Below are 17,421 nucleotides of genomic sequence, written 5' to 3'. Positions count from 1 at the left end.
AGTTAACTATTATGAGTGGTGTTCCCATAGTAGCTGTGAAAATAGAGCACTATTGTTTCAATCATTCAGAGAGAGCACCCTCATAGAAAGCAAAGGAAAGAAGGTCCTGCCCAAGCATTCATATTGGGTCAGCTAGCCTGCATGTTTTTCGCAGTACCCACAGCGGCGCTATTATGGTTTGCAACAAACAAGCATCTCGCTATTTGGGGTACAGGCGATTCATTTATTGGCAGCCAAGGTTTTTGGCTAATTATTGGGTGCTTTGCTTTTGTATCGCTCTTTCTTCCCAAGCTCTTTCCTGAATTACTTGGTAAAGTATGGCGCGGCATTATCAAGGGTGAGCAGTGGCTTTAAAACCCATAACAAGTCAAGGCACACGACGTCAAACTGTCGTTTGCCGCATGTGCTAACGGCGTTGTACGCTCGGATTTGAAAAAAAGGACATAAAGGACACCCATAAATAATTTGTACTGACCAAATAATTTATGGGTGTCCTCTTTATTTCTTCTGGTTTTAATCCGTTTTTCCGCACTGTCGGTTCAAAACCCTACCTTTCCACTACAGCCTCTCACACTCCCTTCTTCTATTCTGTGCTGATATCGGTCATTCCACCCGCATAAGCCCATTCTGCATGCCGGCAAGCTGATTTACTGTCGTTCTAATTGATATATTTCAATTTTTTCAATGCGTTACCTGTTTTTCTCTGGGTTTGATAAAAGCCTTTACAGCGCCCCATAAACCCGTGTTCTGACCGGTAAGTGCTATACCTATAAAGATACCGCCTCTTTCTGATCTGCAGGGACGCAGTCTATGAACGATTCATTATTGAGCGCATCCGATGCCCAGACCATGGCCGTCGTCGGGGATTATCTGGCTCGGGGGGGAAGCCTGGCCGAAGCCAGTGACATCAGTGCCGAGACACTGGAAGCCGTCTATGAGCTGGCTTATCTGAAATACAATAACGGTCAGTTTTCCCAAGCCGCCCGCCTTTTTCAATTTCTCTGTCTTTATAATCAGTGGAATCCCCGCTTTTTTACCGGGCTTGGCGCCTGCCAGCAAATGCTGAGCCTGTATGGCGATGCCATTGATACCTACCTTTATGCCGTCTCGCTGGGCGGTAATGATCCGCACCCGATGATATACGTTGGCGACTGCTATGCCGCATTGCACGAGCATTCCAAAGCGGCGCTGGCCTACCGGGCTGCTGCGTTGATGGCCAGTGATGCAGGCATGACCAGCCCGTATATCAACCGGGTTGACACCATTGTTCAAGAGCTGTCAGAGCACTGAAAGGAGCGAAGGAATGAGTGACGTATCAGGAGCGGGTGATCTACAGACGAAGCAGCTGGAGGCAACACTGGCAGAGCTTGTTGCCAGAGAGCAGGTCAAAGCCGCGACTGAAACGATCAACCGGGGTTATGACCAGACCAACACCGTGTCACAACGTGATGCGGGTACGGTTAATGAACTCCTTACCTCACAGCCGATCCCTGTGCCCACTTTACCCGCGGCATCTTCAGGTTCACGGGAAGTCTCTGCTGAGGATATCAATGGGCTTCAGTCAACCGCACTGACCGTCAGAGATGCCCTGGATCAGGAATTAGAGGAAGACGCTAACGCGCCTCTGGTTGGTGAGTCGTCAGACTCCCGTGGGGGAGTGGCGCAGCCGCAGACCCGTGAACAGAGCTCCACGAGCCCATCGTCATCGGGCAGTGATTCTTCCTCATTGCAGGCGATGGTGGCGAGTGTGCAGGCCGGGTTGCCAGCATCCACGGATGCTGCCCGTGTGGTGGGTGATTACGAGAACAGCATCCGGCAAGTGGCCGCATCGATCCAGCAAACGCCCGGAGCAGCACTCTCAGCGCCAGTACAAGCCCTCAGTGTGGCTGCCTTGAATGCATCCCCCTCGGTAGCGAAACTGGGGTCACTGGCGGTGCAAAGGCTTATTGATGACATTGTTGTTCTTAATCGGGAGCGTGGGGGAGCCGCAGTGGATGGCGATAAGGAGGTACAGCAGCAGAGTGCCGACCTATACGGCATACCGGAGCAGGTGCGGTTAAGTCTGTTGTCTCAGCGGCTGGGTATTGGCCTGGATCCACTGGTCAGAACCCGTGAAGCCTACCTTGAGGGTGTGTTATCCGTTCAGAGAGGGATTCTGTTGTCTCTGAAAGCGATGAGCAATACCGAGTTTCTGGAACTGTTGAAAGAGCGGTTGCGGGAAGACCAGGTCCGAGAAGATCAGCAGAAAGAGGCGGTGGAAAAATTGAAGCAGGCCATTGCCGCGCTGAAAGCGGGTGAACCCAAATTTGCGGCTGAAATACTGAACTCAGCAAGCCTGATTACCACGGCCCTGGAGCAGGTTGTTGACCGGTACACCTCCGATGAGACGCCCGGGAGTTTGCGACAGCATTTAAAAGAGCATCTCGCCCTGGTGCTGGATAGTGTGGTTAACGAAGGCTCCCATCAGGATATGATGAAGCGGCGAATCGAGCTGCTTCGCTCCACAACGAAAGCCTGAAAAGGGGCTTCGATAACTCGAGCCCTGTTGGTGGATTAACGTGGTTCACCGCCTCGGAAGGTTCTCCCACGGTATGAGAATTGAAACGACCATGACTCAATACCTGAGTCATGGTCGTTTTATTACGGTGCCAGTTGTCCGCCGTTTACGTCCAGAATCTGGCCGGTGATGTAACCGCTGCAGGCATGAGAGGCAAAGAAGGCGTAAGAGGGGGCAACCTCTTCAATGCGTCCGAAACGAACCATGGCGATGGATCCGGCAATCTTTTCTTTCAGTTCATCACTTTTGCCATCATGAAAGGCGGTATCGATGGTGCCCGGTGAGACAATATTGAAGCGGATATGGTCTTTAGTGAACTCCTTGACCCAGTTACGATGAATGTCGTGTAACCACGCTTTGGAGGCAGCATAAATACCGGCACCCACACCGCCGCCTTCTCTTCCGGCTATGGAGCCTGTGCTGATCACACAGGCGGTTTCCCCTGACTCAACCGCCGATTGACGCAGGTGGGGGATGGCGTATTTGGTGACCATCAGAACCGAGCGGGCATTCAGGTCCATTACCCGGTCGTAAAAGTCATCGGTAATCTCTTCCAGATTATTGCGGCCACCAAGACCACCGGCGTTGTTGATCAGAATGTCCAGCCCTCCGTAATGGGCGATAAATTCTCCAATCAGCCTTTCACATTCCGGTGTCTGGGTCAGGTTAGCCTGAATAAAAATGGTCTCGCTACCCAGTCCATTCAGTTCTTCAAGAAGGGCGTCAATCTGCTGATCTTTCCGGGAGCCGTTGATGGCGATTTTTGCACCGTATCTGGCAAAGGTTCTGGCAACCGCCAGACCAATGCCCGCCGTTGAGCCGGTAATCAATACCCGTTTATCTTTTAAATCGTTGAACATCATCATTAACAGTCAGTAACGTGTTGAATAAGTGGTACCGCATGCTGGTGGGTTACATCACACCAAACGTTGTGTAAGCCTCAACTGTGGACATGCCTTCTTTTAGCGCATTGAGCACACGCTTTTCAGCACGGGCTTTTTCAAAGGCGCCCATAAAGACTTTTTCTTCGATTGCTTTGGGAATAATCACGGTGCCATCAATATCGGCAAAGACGATATCACCCGGGTTGACGCGAACGGCACCAAATAGAATGGGAATGCCGTAATCCATAACCTTACCTCGAACCTTCTGGTCCTGGGCGTAGCTGCCCATGGAGGCGATGGGAAAGTCCAGTGCGTTGATTTCCCGAATGTCACGGCAGTAGCCGTTGACCACGGCACCGGCTGCCTGAAGGTATTTCGCCCGGGTGCTCATCAACCCGCCCCAGAGCGCGTAGGTTGGCGATGAGCCGGAGCAGATGTACACCTCATTCTTTTTGAGTGAGTCCAGCGCTTCGAACATCAAACCGAAATCTTTGGCGGTTACCGGATTGTTGACTGATGAATCGGCTGGCACCTGCACCACATCCGTTTCCAGCACGGTCATGGCCCGGCCAATGATGATGTGCTTCTCGTTCTGTACTTTGATTTCCGGGGGTAAAAACTGTGTCGTGTACCCCAGGTCATCCATGATGTCGCCAACCAGTGCGGTAAACAGTTCGGTCCGCGCCATCTGGAACAGCTGGTCATCGTCTTGCCAATAAACGTGCATGGTGTCATTGCCTGTCAGTGAATAGAAATCAATGGAGAAGCCTGCACCGCTTGGGTGCAGGCTGTTGTATCAGACGGCCAGCTGAGGGCTGGTGTTGGATTGAATCCTGCGTTTAATCCGCCAGGTGCTGTATAAAGACAGGGCTGAAAGCAGTACGAAGATCAGCACAATGGGACGGTCATAGAGGAAGCTCCAGGACCCTTCGTACATCATCAGGGATTTTCTCAGGTTGGTTTCTGCCATGGGCCCGAGAATTACGGCCAGCACAATGGGCGACAGCGGTATTTCAATTTTGGTCAGCAGATAACCCAGTAAACCAAAGGCGAGTGCTACGGCCACATCGAACATGCTGTTGTTCATGGAGTAGGCGCCAACCACGGAGAGCAGGGCGATCATCGGGATGATCAGTGCCTTTGGAATCTCCACGATCCGACAGAAAATTTTAATCCCGGCCAGGCCGACAATCAGCATCAGGATGTTGGCAACCAGCATGGAGCTGAACAGACCGTAGACAATGTCCGGGCTGTTCTGGAACAGCATGGGACCAGGCGCGATGCCCTGGATGGTTAATGCGCCCAGCAGAATGGCGGCGACGGCATCACCGGGTACGCCAAGCGTGAGCAGTGGCACCAGTGCGCCGCCGGTGACACCGTTGTTGCCGGACTCGGCAGCCGCGATACCTTCCAGAGCACCTTTACCAAAGTTTTCCGGGTTCTTGCTGCTGCGACGGGCCTCGTTGTAGCAGACAAAGGCCGCAATATCGGCGCCAGCACCAGGGACTGCTCCAATACAGGTACCCATCAGACTGCTTTTCAGCGCAGAGGGGAAGAATTTACGAAACTCTGGATAGCTGAACAGTTTATGACTGAAGGTCAGTGCTTTTTGACTTGCTTCTTTAACGATCTGTTCGGACTGGAGCAGACACTCTGAAATCGCGAAGAGACCAATCAGCACCGGAATAATCGACAGGCCATTGTACAGTTCCATGATGCCGAAGGTGTAACGTGGCGTACTGGTGATAGGGTCCAGACCAATGCAGGCGATGGCCAGACCGATGAAACCACTGATCAGACCTTTGACCAGGCTTTTCGATGAGATGCTACCGATAATGGTCAGACCGAATACGGCCAGCATCAAGTATTCCGGGGCACTGAATTTCAGGGCAAATCCCGCCAGCATCGGGGAAAGCGTGATCAACATGATGGTACTGATCAAGCCTCCCATAAATGAACATACGACCGAGATACTTAATGCTTTGGCGGCATGCCCTTGTTGCACCAGTTGGTGCCCATCCAGAACGGTCGCAGCGGATGCCGGTGTACCCGGCGTCCGCAGTAGGATTGCCGGAATGGAACCGCCATAAATCGCTCCCACATAGACGCCGATCAACATGGCCAGTGAGGCATTGGGACCCATGCCGAAGGTGAAGGGCAGCATGATGGCAACGCCCATGGTCGCTGTCAGCCCCGGGAGTGAGCCGATAATGATGCCGCCAGTGACACCGGCCAGCAACAGCAGGAAAATGCCCGGCTGTAACGTGCTCTGTAATCCCTGAAGTAAAAGTTCAAACATAAGTCACGTCCCTATTGAAACAGCAGGCCTGATGGCAGAAATACGAGAAAGATGTCAGCAAACACAACGTTCAGGCCATAGGAAAATATCGGGGCAGCCAGATACCAGAGCCAGTTTCTGACCCCTAACATAAAGAGAATGAGCGCAAAGCAGAGGATGGTGGCTGCCAGATAGCCAATCAGGTACATGGCAACGGCGTATCCGGCCAGAATGGAGAACATCCATACGGGGCGCCACGGAAATGATTTCCTGGTTGAACAGTTTGTTCTGCTTCAGGTCAAATACGACCTGAGTCGTAATTAACACAATCAGCGCAGCAGAAATCAATGACGGGTAAAAGCCAGGCCCCAGCGTATGGTTACCAATGGAGGGTACCGGAAATGTCGTTGCCAGGTAAAAAAAAGACAATGCAAAAATAAAAAGAAAAAGAAAAGAGTACAGCACAATGGTCAGCTGTGGACCTTTGAACTTTTCCATAGCGGATTCATCTTAAACAAATAAAGGGGGAGGGAACTGCCTGTTTAAATCGCTGGAAATGATGGATTCATTTGCTCAGCAATGTGATTCAAACAGGCGTTCAGTGTTTACATTTTTTCAATGATGGTATTCAGGGATTGAGTATCTTCAGCAATAAACTGAGTGAATGACTCGGAAGATTTGTCTTCAATAAAGAAGTTCCCTTTTTCCATAAAGCTGACAAAGCCTTCTTCTTTTACCGCTTTGGCAAATGCGTCTTCCAGTTTATCAACAATGGCGTCTGGTGTTCTGGAAGGAACGGCGATACCGCGCCAGGTTCCGGAAACCACATCGTAACCCAGTTCTTTCATGGTGGGGACGTCAGGCATGGACGACAGACGATTCTCTGCCAGTACGGCCAGTGGTTTCAGCTGGCCTGAGTCCAGCTGAGCTTTGACTTCACCCGGTCCGGTAATGGTGAACGCAACGTGACCACCCATAACCGCAGTAGTGGCTTCGGATGCACCATTAAATGGAATCTGGTTAAAGGTCACATTCTGATTCTGCTCAATGGCCAGAATATAGAAGTTGGGTTTTGCGGTTGAAGCGAATTGAATACGCCCTGGATTCTTTTTGGCCTCGTCAATGATTTCAGCCATGGTCGTGTACTGGCTGTCTGCACGGACCGTCACAATGGCAGGGTCAAGGTTGACCAGCCTGACCATTTTGAAGTCTTCGCTGTCAGCCTGCATTAATCCCATTTTCGGTAAAGAGGCCAGTTCTCTGGTGACCATGGTAATGGTGTAGCCATCGGGTCTGGAATTAGCACCAGCGGTCATGCCAACGCCGCCAGCACCACCGGTTCTGTTCATGATGGCAATGGGTTGCCCAAGGTGTGGTTCTGCGTATTTTGCCAGTGCCCTGGCCACCGCATCAGTACCACCACCGGCACCAAAGGGAACAATTAAACGAACGTTTCTGGCTGGATAATTATCAGCAGACGCAAAAGCAAATGCAGAGCTCAGGCTGAGAAGGGCAATGCCAACAGCCGCTTTAAATTTCATTTTCATGGAGAAAACCCGGTTGTTTACCGGCGTGAGTATATGAAGTGATCTGTTAGGATTTATTGATATGTGTCATCTGTAAATGTTGTACGCATTAAATTGATGTGCCATTTTTTATGAAAATGAAAGTCATTTTATTTTAATAAAATGATTTCTTTCATTTGAAATTCTGGGCAAAAAAAGATCAGTACAAAATACGTTCGATTTATCCGGGAAGGGTGCTCTCTCTGAATGATTGAAACAATAGTGCTCTATTTTCACAGCTACTATGGGAACACCACTCATAATAGTTAACTGTCATGCCCGCTTCTGTTATTTCCAGCTCTACCAAAAGCATCGTTTTGCAAATTGAAGTTTCTATAGATTCAGGCAACATGCTGAATCTTGAAGATAGTTTACAGCGTGCACTCAATGAAGCCGGGCAGCTTGGAACAAAAGAGTTATTGGGGCTATTTGAATCACCCAATAAAGAACCTATCGTCGTTAATCAGCAGAAGTGGAACTACAAAGGAAAGGTTCTTAAGCACTATGAAACCTTATACGGTCGTATACCTTTGGAGCGCTCCGTATATCAGGGTGTCAGAGGTGGCAGTACTCTGGCAGCACTTGATCTTCGTGCCGGTATTATTGGTTCAGCTACCCCCAAATTTGCCAAGTCTATCGCCTGGAAATACAGCCAGATGCCAGCGCCTGCGGTAAAAGAAGATTTTGAGACCAACCATCAAAGGACGCTTTCAAATTCTTATATCAAGCATTTATCGGACAGAGTAGGTGCATTAATTGAAGACCAGCAAGACACTCACTACCACCTTCCTCCACTAAAAGAGCCTGTTGAAACAATAGCCATTGGTCTGGATGGAACCTGCATGCTGCTTTGTGAAGAAGGCTGGAGGGAAGCCATGTGTGGGACATTGAGCCTATATTCTGCAGATGGAGACAGGCTCCACACGATATATACAGCCAGTTCGCCAGAGTATGGTAAACAAAGCTTTATGAGCAAGCTCGACGAGGAGATTGCAGATCTAAAACGACTCTACCCAAATGCCACATACATCGGGGTAGCTGACGGGGCTAGAGAAAACTGGAGTTATTTGAAACAACATACCTCTGGGCAGATACTCGATTTTTATCATGCATCTGAATATTTAGCTGGAGCAGCGGAAGCACTGTTTCCAACCAGTAAGGCGAAGCGACACCAGTGGCTTGAAGACAGGCTACATAGTTTGAAAAACAAGCGTGGAGCAGCCAAAAAAATCCTTCAGGAAATTGAATCAGCCGAGCTCCCGAAAAAGACAATCGCACTGACAGAGAAGCGCTACAAAGCTGTGAGCTATTTTACAAACAATCACCAGTTAATGAATTATCATCAGGCGCTTAAACGCCATTGGCCAATAGGTTCAGGAGTTACTGAAGCGGCTTGTAAGACTCTGGTAAAGCAACGATTATGTGGTTCTGGAATGAGGTGGAAAGCAACAGGAGCGGAAGTGCTTTTGACAACAAGAGCACTGATCCAGAGTAAGGGGCGCTGGGAACAACTTTGGTCTGAGTTCATGACTGGAAAGGTTGAAGCTAACCTATGAGTCAGTTATCAAATTGAGAGAGCACCCTCCGGGAAAACGTTTTAACGGGCTTTTTAACGATGGGTGTCGATTTAAAGGTTAGCTGCAGGATATTTTTTTTATAGTTAAAACGGTTTCTATATCGTTATTCGTTGTCGTTAATTCCATTTTTATTTTTTAATTGGCTATGAAGCTCCGATGACTCGGAGCTTTTATTTTGATTGAATTTTCATCAATGAATGAAATCCAACGTTAATAGCAGGCGTTTATCGGCACCGGGTAATACCGGGGAGCGATGAACCAAACCTGCATTCTCATTCCCCTGCCAAAGCGTCCCTTTCAACAGCGCTACATCACCACAGTTAAGTTGATGGATAGCCTGTTTTTGCTGATACAGGCCTGAGCGGTCATCCGTTTGGCCATGGCTTCCCTGGCCCAACTTTGTGTGATCAACCGTTTCATGGGGTAACCATTCCGTTGCAACACCTTGATAAGTCGTCACGAGGCGACAGGGGACTCGATCCACATGAAATTTCGGGCACATTGCCTGATCCAGTACTTGCATGCGCAGCCCAACCCGCGCCAAACCAAATAAACAGCAAAACATGTCGACCAGCAGCGCGATATCGTCACTCAATTCCGCCATTTCGGAGGTCTGAAAAGCATCATTAATGGCTGAAAGCACATTTTCCTGGGTGACCACCATTTTGGTTTCAACGGTGGCGTTTGAAGCCAGATAACTTTTCACCGCATCTTGCAGGGGAGCCGACAGTTTACGTTGCCAGATCGCTATATTGGTGTCGTCTTTATAAATGTCGCTCAGAACGGCTGGCTGCTGGCCTTGTGCTGAACGCCGAAAGGCTGTTGACTCTGAAGCCAGAGAGTCAGGAAAAGTGGTGTGTGGGGGGGTGGTAGACATCATTCCTACTGGCTCCATGCGGGGAAAGGGTCGTTTAACGTTGCCCAGTGGGCTTTGCCTTTCAGAACATCTTTTTCACTTAACAGGCAGTGGTTAAGTGCCTGGGTGATACCGTCTTGATCCAGCCCCTGGCCGATAAAAACGAGCTCCTGGCGCATATCACCAAAAGGCTCAACCCAGTGTTCTTGAATGCTGGATAGGTGGTCTTCATCATCAGGCCAGTTCTCCCTGGGAATGGCTTTCCAGAACATTCCCGCAAAACCATAGTGAGCCACGCCGCCAGCCTAACTCCATTGTCCGGCAAATTCAGGACGTGAAGCCAGCCAGAAATAGCCTTTGGAGCGCAGCAGCTTGCCGAAATTTTCTGTGCGGTGGAGAAATTGATAGAACTTTTCCGGGTGAAAGGGGCGGCGTGCTTCATAAGCGAAGCTAGTGATCCCGTATTCTTCCGTTTCGGGAGCATGCTCTCCACGCATTTCCTTGAGCCAGCCTGGTGCCTGCTGTGCGCGCTCGAAATCAAACAACCCGGTGTTAAGGACCGTGTCCAGATCCACTTGTCCCTGGGTTATTGGGATAATTCGGGCGTGGGTATTGAGGGTCTTGAGAATGGCGGTCAGGCGTTCGAGATCGATGTCCTGAACCAAATCGGTTTTACTGATAAGAATGACATCCGCAAACTCCACCTGATCAATGAGTAAATCGGCAACACTGCGTTCGTCTTCCTCACCAAGAGATTCCCCCGCTTCCTGCAAATACTGGGCTTGCTCGTAATCCTTCAGGAAATTGACAGCGTCCACCACGGTTACCATCGTATCCAGGCGGGCAAAGTCCGACAGTGAAATACCGCTGTCATCCGCAAAGGTGAACGTTTCTGCCACAGGCAGCGGTTCCGAAATGCCGGTGGATTCAATCAGCAGATAATCATAGCGTCCTTCCCGAGCAAGCTTATTGACCTCCTCCAGCAGGTCTTCGCGCAAGGTGCAGCAAATGCAGCCATTGCTCATCTCTACGAGCTTTTCTTCACTGCGATTGAACGAGATTTCATTTTGAACAATTGCAGAATCAATATTGATTTCGCTCATGTCGTTAACGATCACAGCCACTTTCTTACCTTGCCGGTTATTCAGAATGTGGCTGAGTACTGTGGTTTTTCCTGCGCCAAGAAAACCTGAAAGCACAGTAACCGGGAGTTTATGGGCTTCGAACATCGTCATTTCCACTCAGACCTGGATTTTTATAGTCAGGAAGATAATGTTGTAAATTATGTTATAACATAACAATAAGATTGTCGAAGTTAGTCACTCTCAAAACGTCCGTGAGGTGCTGGATCGTTATGAGGAAGGTGGGTGCTGCTGTCTGGCGGGGAGCATCAAAGATCTGTTGTTCCCCCCAGCGCAGGCTGGGGGATAGTCGCTTTTGTTTAGACGCCAAGCAGGTAACGAGTCCCGTAAGCAACGGCTACCCCCAGGTAATTCCCCAGCGCATAACCAATGATGGCAGCGGCAAAACCAGGCAGCAGAATTTCACGATTTTTCAGTGCCCCGGCAATCACCGGGATAAAGGGCACTGACATAATCGCTGCAGAAGAGGTGATCAGGAAGGTGTCTGTATCGATTTTCATCAGCTTGCAGACAATGGCCTGAACGAACAGGGAGCCCAGCAGGATAAAACCGATGTAGGCAAACAGATCCAAATTAAGATTGGTCAGAATGCTGGTGTCGGTCATGGTGCCCATGGTGAAACAGAAGACAAGAATCAGATACATACCCAGCTGAAAACTATTCGCCAGCTTACGGATATAGGGAATAAAGGAGGCTGCCAGCCCCAGACTGGTGATGGAAATGATGGTAACCACCGACGACATGGACTTGGGAAACAGTGATGACAAGCCCAGTGCGATCCCAACCACCAGTCCGGAAAACAGCAACGACTGAAGCGTCTGAGGCAGGGTCTTCAGGCTGGTCAGCACTTTATAGCTGTTTGCGCTTTCATCGGCCATATGAGCAAATTTGTCCTGATCTACAGAATCATTGGCATTGGCGTCCGACTGAAATGGGCGGAGAAACAAGCCAAACAGTGGCTTTGCCAGTGTCATGACAAACATCAGGTATAACGCTGAGAGCAGAATATCGTAGGTGGTCATGGTGATGAAGATGTCCTGATCGGCTTCGATAGCTGTTTTCACTGCCGCGATATTTGGGCCACCGCCGGTATAGGCGCCCACCGACATCCCGGCAATCTGCCAGATATTCTTCAGTTGATCATTAAACAGAACAGCACCGATGGCACTGATCACCATCACGCTCAACAGGGCGACGACCATGCTTTTCATGGTATCACCGGCCATGTTCAGGGAATGTTTCACATCAATAGAGAATAGCAGCAGGGGCAGAGCGAGGGCAATGGAGATTTCACTCAGGTTCATTTGAATGGATGACAGCTGTTCTTCTCCGAACAGGGCTGGCAGGTCGAAACCGGCACTCAGAGCGATGCCCAGACCAAACGACAACACCACAACACCGATTTTATCCAGCAGCCTGAGCTTTTGACACAGGATAATCAGTATGGCGGGCACCAGCAGATAAGCCAGGGCAGTAAATAACATGGACACAATAAACTCCTTATCCTTCAGCGGCTGATGCTGACAGATCCTTTGAAAACGAGGGTGTGGTTTTGGCTAACGGTGAGCCGGGTTCCGGGTATTGAAATACCGGCCAGTAGGTTTCTATATTTCCGTTATTCATCAACGCAATACTCCCAAACTGCAGAAAGACAGCTTCGCTCTGGCTGGGCCGGAAAAACATAAAGTCATCCCTTTGAATCGGGTGGTCTTTGTCGATTTCGTACAACTCCTGGTTGCTGGAGTGGCCAAGTAATCCCGAACGTTTGCTGCCAGGGGGGTAGCAGGGGGAAGCAAGCCAGTTACCCCCGTAGATAAATGCCGCCCGTTGCGGAGAAAGGCCCACCATTCTCAGTAGCGCTGAGATTCCTGAGGCCATGGGCAGATTGGGTTTCTGGACATCTTTTATAACCGGGGTGGCAATAAACGCAGCGGGGGAGTGATGGTCCAGAGTGAAAACGTCAAAATCAGTGGGCTTCACCAGGGCGGAAGCGGTGGCAATTTCATTGATCAGGCCGTTGTCCTGGTAGAGGGGGTAGGTGGTGCTTCCTCCCGCATTGAGACACAGGTTCTCTAATATCTGGTCACCCAATACCTTTCGTACTTGTTCAGTAAATTTCCGGTAGCTTTCCATCGCTAGTCGGAATGCCTTCTCCGGGCCGCCGATCAGGTTGGGAATCCTGGTGATGTGGGCTTCATAACCCATTAATCCGGAGAGGGACAGATGATCACTGTCTTTCAAGAGCTTGAGAGCCTGCTGGAATTCGGCAAGATCAGAAAAGCCACCCCGGTTGAGACCAATATTGATCTCAAGGTTAATTTGCAGTTGCAGGTTATTGTCCTGAGCAAAAGCATGATACTCCTGCAAACGTGGCAGAGAGTCTACCAGCCACTGGAGCTGAGATTCCGGCTGAAACTCACAGGGGTGTTGCTGGTGCCAGTCATAGAAGTATCGGACGGCACTGACCGGCATGGGTTTGCCCAGTAAAACATCCGATTCCGGAATGTGTTCGATCAGGTGAATCAGGAAAGGAACGTGAAAGCTCATTAAACGCCGGGTTCCCGTGCGCTCCATGATATAGCGCAACAGCGGGATAGACGGCAGTGACTTGGCAACAATTCGGTACTCGAAGCCCCGATTGATGACTTCCCTTAGCTGGCCAATATTGTGATCCAGCCGTTGTTTATCGATCACCAGCACAGGGGTGCAGAGGCCAGCCTTTTTCAGGCTCAGGCCCAGGTCCTCAAAGTAGCGATCATGTGTGTTGTTGTGAGTCATGGTCAGTATTGACCTTTATTATTCTTATAATTGACCAGTGCACTGGTAGTACCAGTGCAACTATTCTTAGCACCTGACAGGCCTGGGTAGCTATGCCATTCCAGGCCTTTTTTATCGGTTCAGGTAAACAGTTGCTTCAAATAGGGGTTCAGGAATTTACCCTGAGGATCCAGTTGCTGCCGGACCTGGTTGAACTCTTTCCACTTTGGATAGAGTCTGGAGAAATCCTGCGCAGTCAGCTTGTTCAGTTTACCCCAGTGAGGACGGCCGTCGTATTTACGAAGGATAGGCTCGATGGCCTTGAAAAAGTCCTGGTAATCCTCTTCAAAGAAACGGTGTATGGCAATGGAGCAGGTTTCCCGCTGGTAGAATGGACTTAACCAGATGTCATCACCTTTCACATAACGGAATTCGATGGGGAAAAAGACCTCATGGAAGTTTTCTTCCAGGACTTCACGAATTTCCTTCAGCGCTTTCAGGCCATTTTCCCTAGGCAGATGATACTCCATCTCGTTAAACCGGACATTTCGATCGTTGGCGTAATTCTTCCAGGAGCTTTCAATGACGATCTCGTCGTCAATGGTTTTCATGTACGTACTTAAGATCACCTCACGCAGGGCTGGTGACCAGCTTAACATATCCCTGGCCAGCTTAAGGTCGTTGGCGCCGTCATTGGTATCCAGTCGTTCAGTGCTGCCTAATGGCTCATTGGTAATGTTGTGGACGTCGGTCCAGCCCATACCGGTAAAGGGAATGTAGTAGAACTCGAAGTTACGGTTGTTGTCCGCCATGTCTTCTGCGACTTCGAGAATTTCATCAAATTCACGCCAGACCGTTTCCCGCTTTAACCGGTAAGGTGCTGAGTTCTGCATGGTGACTTTGGTGATAATACCCAGTGACCCCAGTGAGACCTTGGCAGCCTGGAACAGCTCTGCATTTTCCTGTTCGCTGCATTGCAATACTTCGCCACTGGCGGTGACCAGCTCCAGGGCCTCTACCATGGTGGGGATACAGCCGATACCGGCTCCTGTGCCATGGGTTGCGGTGGCGAGACAGCCAGCCAGTGACTGTTGATCGATGTCTGGCATGATGGTCAGGGCCTGACCCAGCTCCTCCAGCGGCTGGCCAATATCACCCAGACGGGTTCCACCCTGAATGGTGGCCTGCAATTTATCCGGATTATGATCGACGATGCCAGCCATACGGCTGAGAGACACCAGTGTGTCATCAGTAGGGACCAGAGCACTGAATGAATGTCCGGAACCCACTGGACGAATGACTCCCTTTGAGGATGTGATGATGTCCTGCAGCTCCGCAACGGTGCTCGGGGCTTTTCTGAATTCAGGAAAGCACTGCTGTGATCCAGACCAGTTGCGCCAGGGAATGCGGCGTTTTTCTGCAGCGAAACTGATGGTGGGTGAAATAGCCTGGGCTGCAGCAACAGCAACTAATGACGTCAAAAAATGTCGGCGACTTAACATAACGATATCCTGGTGTTCGCTTCTTATTATTCTGCTGGGGCAGCCATGAAGGTGATCAGGGCTTCAAACTGTTCGGGATCGCAGTCCATGCACATACCGAAAGGAGGCATACCACCAAAGCCGTTGATCACATTGTCCAGAAGCTCATCCATGCCTTTGTCCATCCGACTGTCCCAGCTGTGGCTGTCGCCAGTCAGTGGAGCACCGGTATTGGCAATGGTGTGGCAGGCCTTGCAACTGCGGTTGTAGATGGCGGATAGATGAGAATCTTCTGGCTGCAACTGACTGGCCAGTGCCGGGTCGAATGGCTCATTTGATGACAGGATTTGCGATGAGTCACAAGCTGTGAGCAGGAAAGAAAATAATACGGTACCTGTCAGGTATTTTGCGGTTTTCAGGAACTTCATAAAGCGGTTCTCTTATTGTTGTTTGCTTTCTACGCTTGAATTGAACCGGGATGATTTAATTTTCTTGTACCATAGTACAGTTTTGACTCAAAAAAAAGCCCCGTTTACACATGGTGGTCAGTAGAGTAAGGCTGAAGAACAAACATTGAGAGGTGTGTATAAAAAGAAGAAATCTGAAAAAAGGGAGCAGCGCATTGCTGCTCCCTTTGATAAATACCATCAGGATATCGTTTGCTTTACCAACTCAAACTCTTTTGTGATTTCTTCATCGGGAGCCTTGGTTATCAGGCTGATAATCACAATGGCTACAGAGGCAAACAGAATGCCGGGTACAATCTCATAGAGGTCGTAGATGCCACCACTCAGCTGCTTCCAGACGACAACCGTAACGCCACCAACCACAATGCCAGCCAGAGCGCCAAAGCGGTTCATCCGCTTCCAGAACATACTGATTAACAGCGCAGGGCCAAATGCAGCACCAAAGCCAGCCCAGGCATAGGAGACCAGACCCAGGACTGAACTGTCGGGATCAAAAGCCAGGGAAAGCGCCACCAGTGCAATCGCGATGACAGCAAGACGTCCTACAAGCATGACCTGATCTGAGGTCGCCTCTTTTTTCAGAATGTCTTTATAGAAATCCTCAGCCAGTGCAGAGGATGACACCAGCAACTGAGAGTCAGCGGTGCTCATAATGGCAGCCAGGATAGCGGCCAGCAGAATGCCGGCAATCACAGGATGGAAGATGGCATTTACCAGAACCATAAAGATGGTCTCACCATCGGCAAGTGCAGAGCCCTGGTCGTTCAGATAGGTCAGACCTGCGAGACCGACGAGGATGGCACCTGCCATGGATAAACCACTCCAGGTGACCGCTATGCGACGAGCCGTAGGAACATCGCTCTGAGAACGAATGCCGGCGAAGCGCGCGAGAATATGCGGCTGGCCAAAATAACCGAAACCCCAGGCAACCAGGGAAAGAATGGCAATCCATGTTAATGCTTCACCATCGGCGCTGGTCCAGGGGTTCAGCAGGTGTGGATTATGGTTTTCCAGCAGTGTGAGTAATGACTGGTCTGAAGAGCCGGACTGCAGGGCAATAATGGGAACAATTAACAATGCTGCCGCCATCAATAGCCCCTGAATAAGGTCAGTCCATGAAACGGCGAGAAATCCGCCAAACAGGGTGTAAGAGATGATGCATAGCGTGCCGACTATCACGGCAATGCTGTAATCAATACCAAAGACGGTTTCAAACAATTTGCCGCCGGCCACCAGTCCGGAACTGGTGTAAAACAGGAAGAACAGCAAAATGAAAAAGGCTGAAACCACCTGCAGCATTTTTGAGTGGTCTCTGAAGCGATTGGTGAAAAATTCCGGCAGAGTTACCGAGTTTCCGGCCGCTTCACTGTATACCCGTAGTCGTTTGGCCATTAACAGCCAGTTCAGCCAGGTACCCAATAACAAGCCACCGGCCAGCCAGAATGCTTCAAATCCGGCGGCAAAGGCGTAACCGGGCAGGCCAAGCAGGAGCCAGCCGCTCATATCCGAAGCTCCGGCACTGAGTGCCGCAGGCCATGGCCCCAGTGTTCGGCCGCCAAGGAAATAGTCTTCAGAATTGCTGGTGCGCTTCCAGGCCCGGAATCCAATGAACAGCATCAGGGCCAGGTAGACAATAAAGGTGATTAGAATGGCACTACTGCTCTCATTCATAAGTCGTCCTTTTTTAGAGTTATTGGTTTTTATTGTTATGCCAGAAGAACATTCCGAATATTGCTAGAGAATGAGTAATTCAGTATTTCATCCAGCACCCCGGATCAGGCTGCTAAAGCCTACCATTTTGTAAGTTTACTGTCGTGTTGTTTACGGCGGCCCCAGGAATATTGGGGACAAGTGATT

15 protein-coding genes and 1 pseudogene are annotated in these 17,421 nt (G+C 50.0%); 4 read left to right on the top strand and 12 right to left on the bottom strand.

Annotated elements, in window-relative coordinates:
• Window positions 1-141 precede the first annotated feature (141 nt).
• From ACOCLE_RS09445 to ACOCLE_RS09435, 3 genes are all read left to right on the top strand, one after another.
• On the top strand, window positions 142-354 hold the full coding sequence (locus ACOCLE_RS09445) for a hypothetical protein (protein WP_419536494.1): 213 nt from the start codon (window positions 142-144) through the stop codon (window positions 352-354).
• Between the two features lie 456 nt (window positions 355-810).
• The gene (locus ACOCLE_RS09440; RefSeq protein WP_419536493.1) at window positions 811-1,290 is read left to right on the top strand and encodes a SycD/LcrH family type III secretion system chaperone; all 480 of its coding nucleotides are present in this window, start codon (window positions 811-813) and stop codon (window positions 1,288-1,290) included.
• 13 nt (window positions 1,291-1,303) lie between these two features.
• Complete coding sequence (locus tag ACOCLE_RS09435; protein WP_419536492.1) at window positions 1,304-2,518, top strand: hypothetical protein; 1,215 nt, start codon at window positions 1,304-1,306, stop codon at window positions 2,516-2,518.
• Window positions 2,519-2,640: 122 nt separating this feature from the next.
• Here the strand turns inward: ACOCLE_RS09435 and ACOCLE_RS09430 are convergent, their stop codons facing one another.
• From ACOCLE_RS09430 to ACOCLE_RS09410, 5 genes are all read right to left on the bottom strand, one after another.
• A complete protein-coding gene (locus tag ACOCLE_RS09430) occupies window positions 2,641-3,423 on the bottom strand; it encodes an SDR family NAD(P)-dependent oxidoreductase (protein ID WP_419536491.1) in 783 nt (260 codons plus the stop codon).
• A 46-nt stretch (window positions 3,424-3,469) separates the two neighbouring features.
• Window positions 3,470-4,168 (bottom strand): RraA family protein, encoded by a 699-nt coding sequence (locus tag ACOCLE_RS09425; RefSeq protein WP_419536490.1) that lies wholly within the window; start codon window positions 4,166-4,168, stop codon window positions 3,470-3,472.
• A gap of 69 nt (window positions 4,169-4,237) precedes the next feature.
• Complete coding sequence (locus tag ACOCLE_RS09420; protein WP_419536489.1) at window positions 4,238-5,740, bottom strand: tripartite tricarboxylate transporter permease; 1,503 nt, start codon at window positions 5,738-5,740, stop codon at window positions 4,238-4,240.
• Between the two features lie 54 nt (window positions 5,741-5,794).
• Window positions 5,795-6,217 (bottom strand): hypothetical protein, encoded by a 423-nt coding sequence (locus tag ACOCLE_RS09415; RefSeq protein WP_419536488.1) that lies wholly within the window; start codon window positions 6,215-6,217, stop codon window positions 5,795-5,797.
• A gap of 107 nt (window positions 6,218-6,324) precedes the next feature.
• Entirely contained in the window at window positions 6,325-7,266 is a 942-nt protein-coding gene (locus ACOCLE_RS09410) for a tripartite tricarboxylate transporter substrate binding protein (protein WP_020583083.1), read from the bottom strand.
• A 293-nt stretch (window positions 7,267-7,559) separates the two neighbouring features.
• On the opposite strand from ACOCLE_RS09410, the gene ACOCLE_RS09405 reads away from it, so the two are divergent.
• Window positions 7,560-8,840, top strand: a complete 1,281-nt coding sequence (locus tag ACOCLE_RS09405) for an ISKra4 family transposase (protein ID WP_419532972.1) — start codon at window positions 7,560-7,562, stop codon at window positions 8,838-8,840.
• A gap of 211 nt (window positions 8,841-9,051) precedes the next feature.
• Here the strand turns inward: ACOCLE_RS09405 and ACOCLE_RS09400 are convergent, their stop codons facing one another.
• The 7 genes and pseudogenes from ACOCLE_RS09400 to putP form a co-directional block, all read right to left on the bottom strand.
• Window positions 9,052-9,741 carry a DUF1826 domain-containing protein gene (locus ACOCLE_RS09400; protein WP_419536487.1) on the bottom strand — a complete coding sequence of 230 codons (690 nt, stop codon included), beginning with the start codon at window positions 9,739-9,741 and terminating at the stop codon, window positions 9,052-9,054.
• A gap of 2 nt (window positions 9,742-9,743) precedes the next feature.
• A pseudogene (gene zigA / locus ACOCLE_RS09395) lies at window positions 9,744-10,946 on the bottom strand (zinc metallochaperone GTPase ZigA).
• A gap of 212 nt (window positions 10,947-11,158) precedes the next feature.
• Complete coding sequence (locus ACOCLE_RS09390) at window positions 11,159-12,343, bottom strand: DUF819 family protein (protein ID WP_419536486.1); 1,185 nt, start codon at window positions 12,341-12,343, stop codon at window positions 11,159-11,161.
• 16 nt (window positions 12,344-12,359) lie between these two features.
• On the bottom strand, window positions 12,360-13,637 hold the full coding sequence (locus ACOCLE_RS09385) for an alanine racemase (protein ID WP_419536485.1): 1,278 nt from the start codon (window positions 13,635-13,637) through the stop codon (window positions 12,360-12,362).
• A 119-nt stretch (window positions 13,638-13,756) separates the two neighbouring features.
• The gene (locus tag ACOCLE_RS09380; protein WP_419536484.1) at window positions 13,757-15,118 is read right to left on the bottom strand and encodes a D-arabinono-1,4-lactone oxidase; all 1,362 of its coding nucleotides are present in this window, start codon (window positions 15,116-15,118) and stop codon (window positions 13,757-13,759) included.
• Between the two features lie 26 nt (window positions 15,119-15,144).
• A complete protein-coding gene (locus ACOCLE_RS09375; RefSeq protein WP_419536483.1) occupies window positions 15,145-15,525 on the bottom strand; it encodes a c-type cytochrome in 381 nt (126 codons plus the stop codon).
• Between the two features lie 219 nt (window positions 15,526-15,744).
• Window positions 15,745-17,235 carry a sodium/proline symporter PutP gene (gene putP, locus ACOCLE_RS09370; RefSeq protein WP_419536482.1) on the bottom strand — a complete coding sequence of 497 codons (1,491 nt, stop codon included), beginning with the start codon at window positions 17,233-17,235 and terminating at the stop codon, window positions 15,745-15,747.
• Window positions 17,236-17,421: the final 186 nt, after the last annotated feature.

The organism is Endozoicomonas sp. (genome assembly GCF_965196975.1).
Classification (GTDB): Bacteria; Pseudomonadota; Gammaproteobacteria; order Pseudomonadales; family Endozoicomonadaceae; genus Endozoicomonas.
The sequence above is the reverse complement of the archived record's forward strand: the minus strand, read 5'-3'. Positions and strand labels throughout refer to the sequence as shown.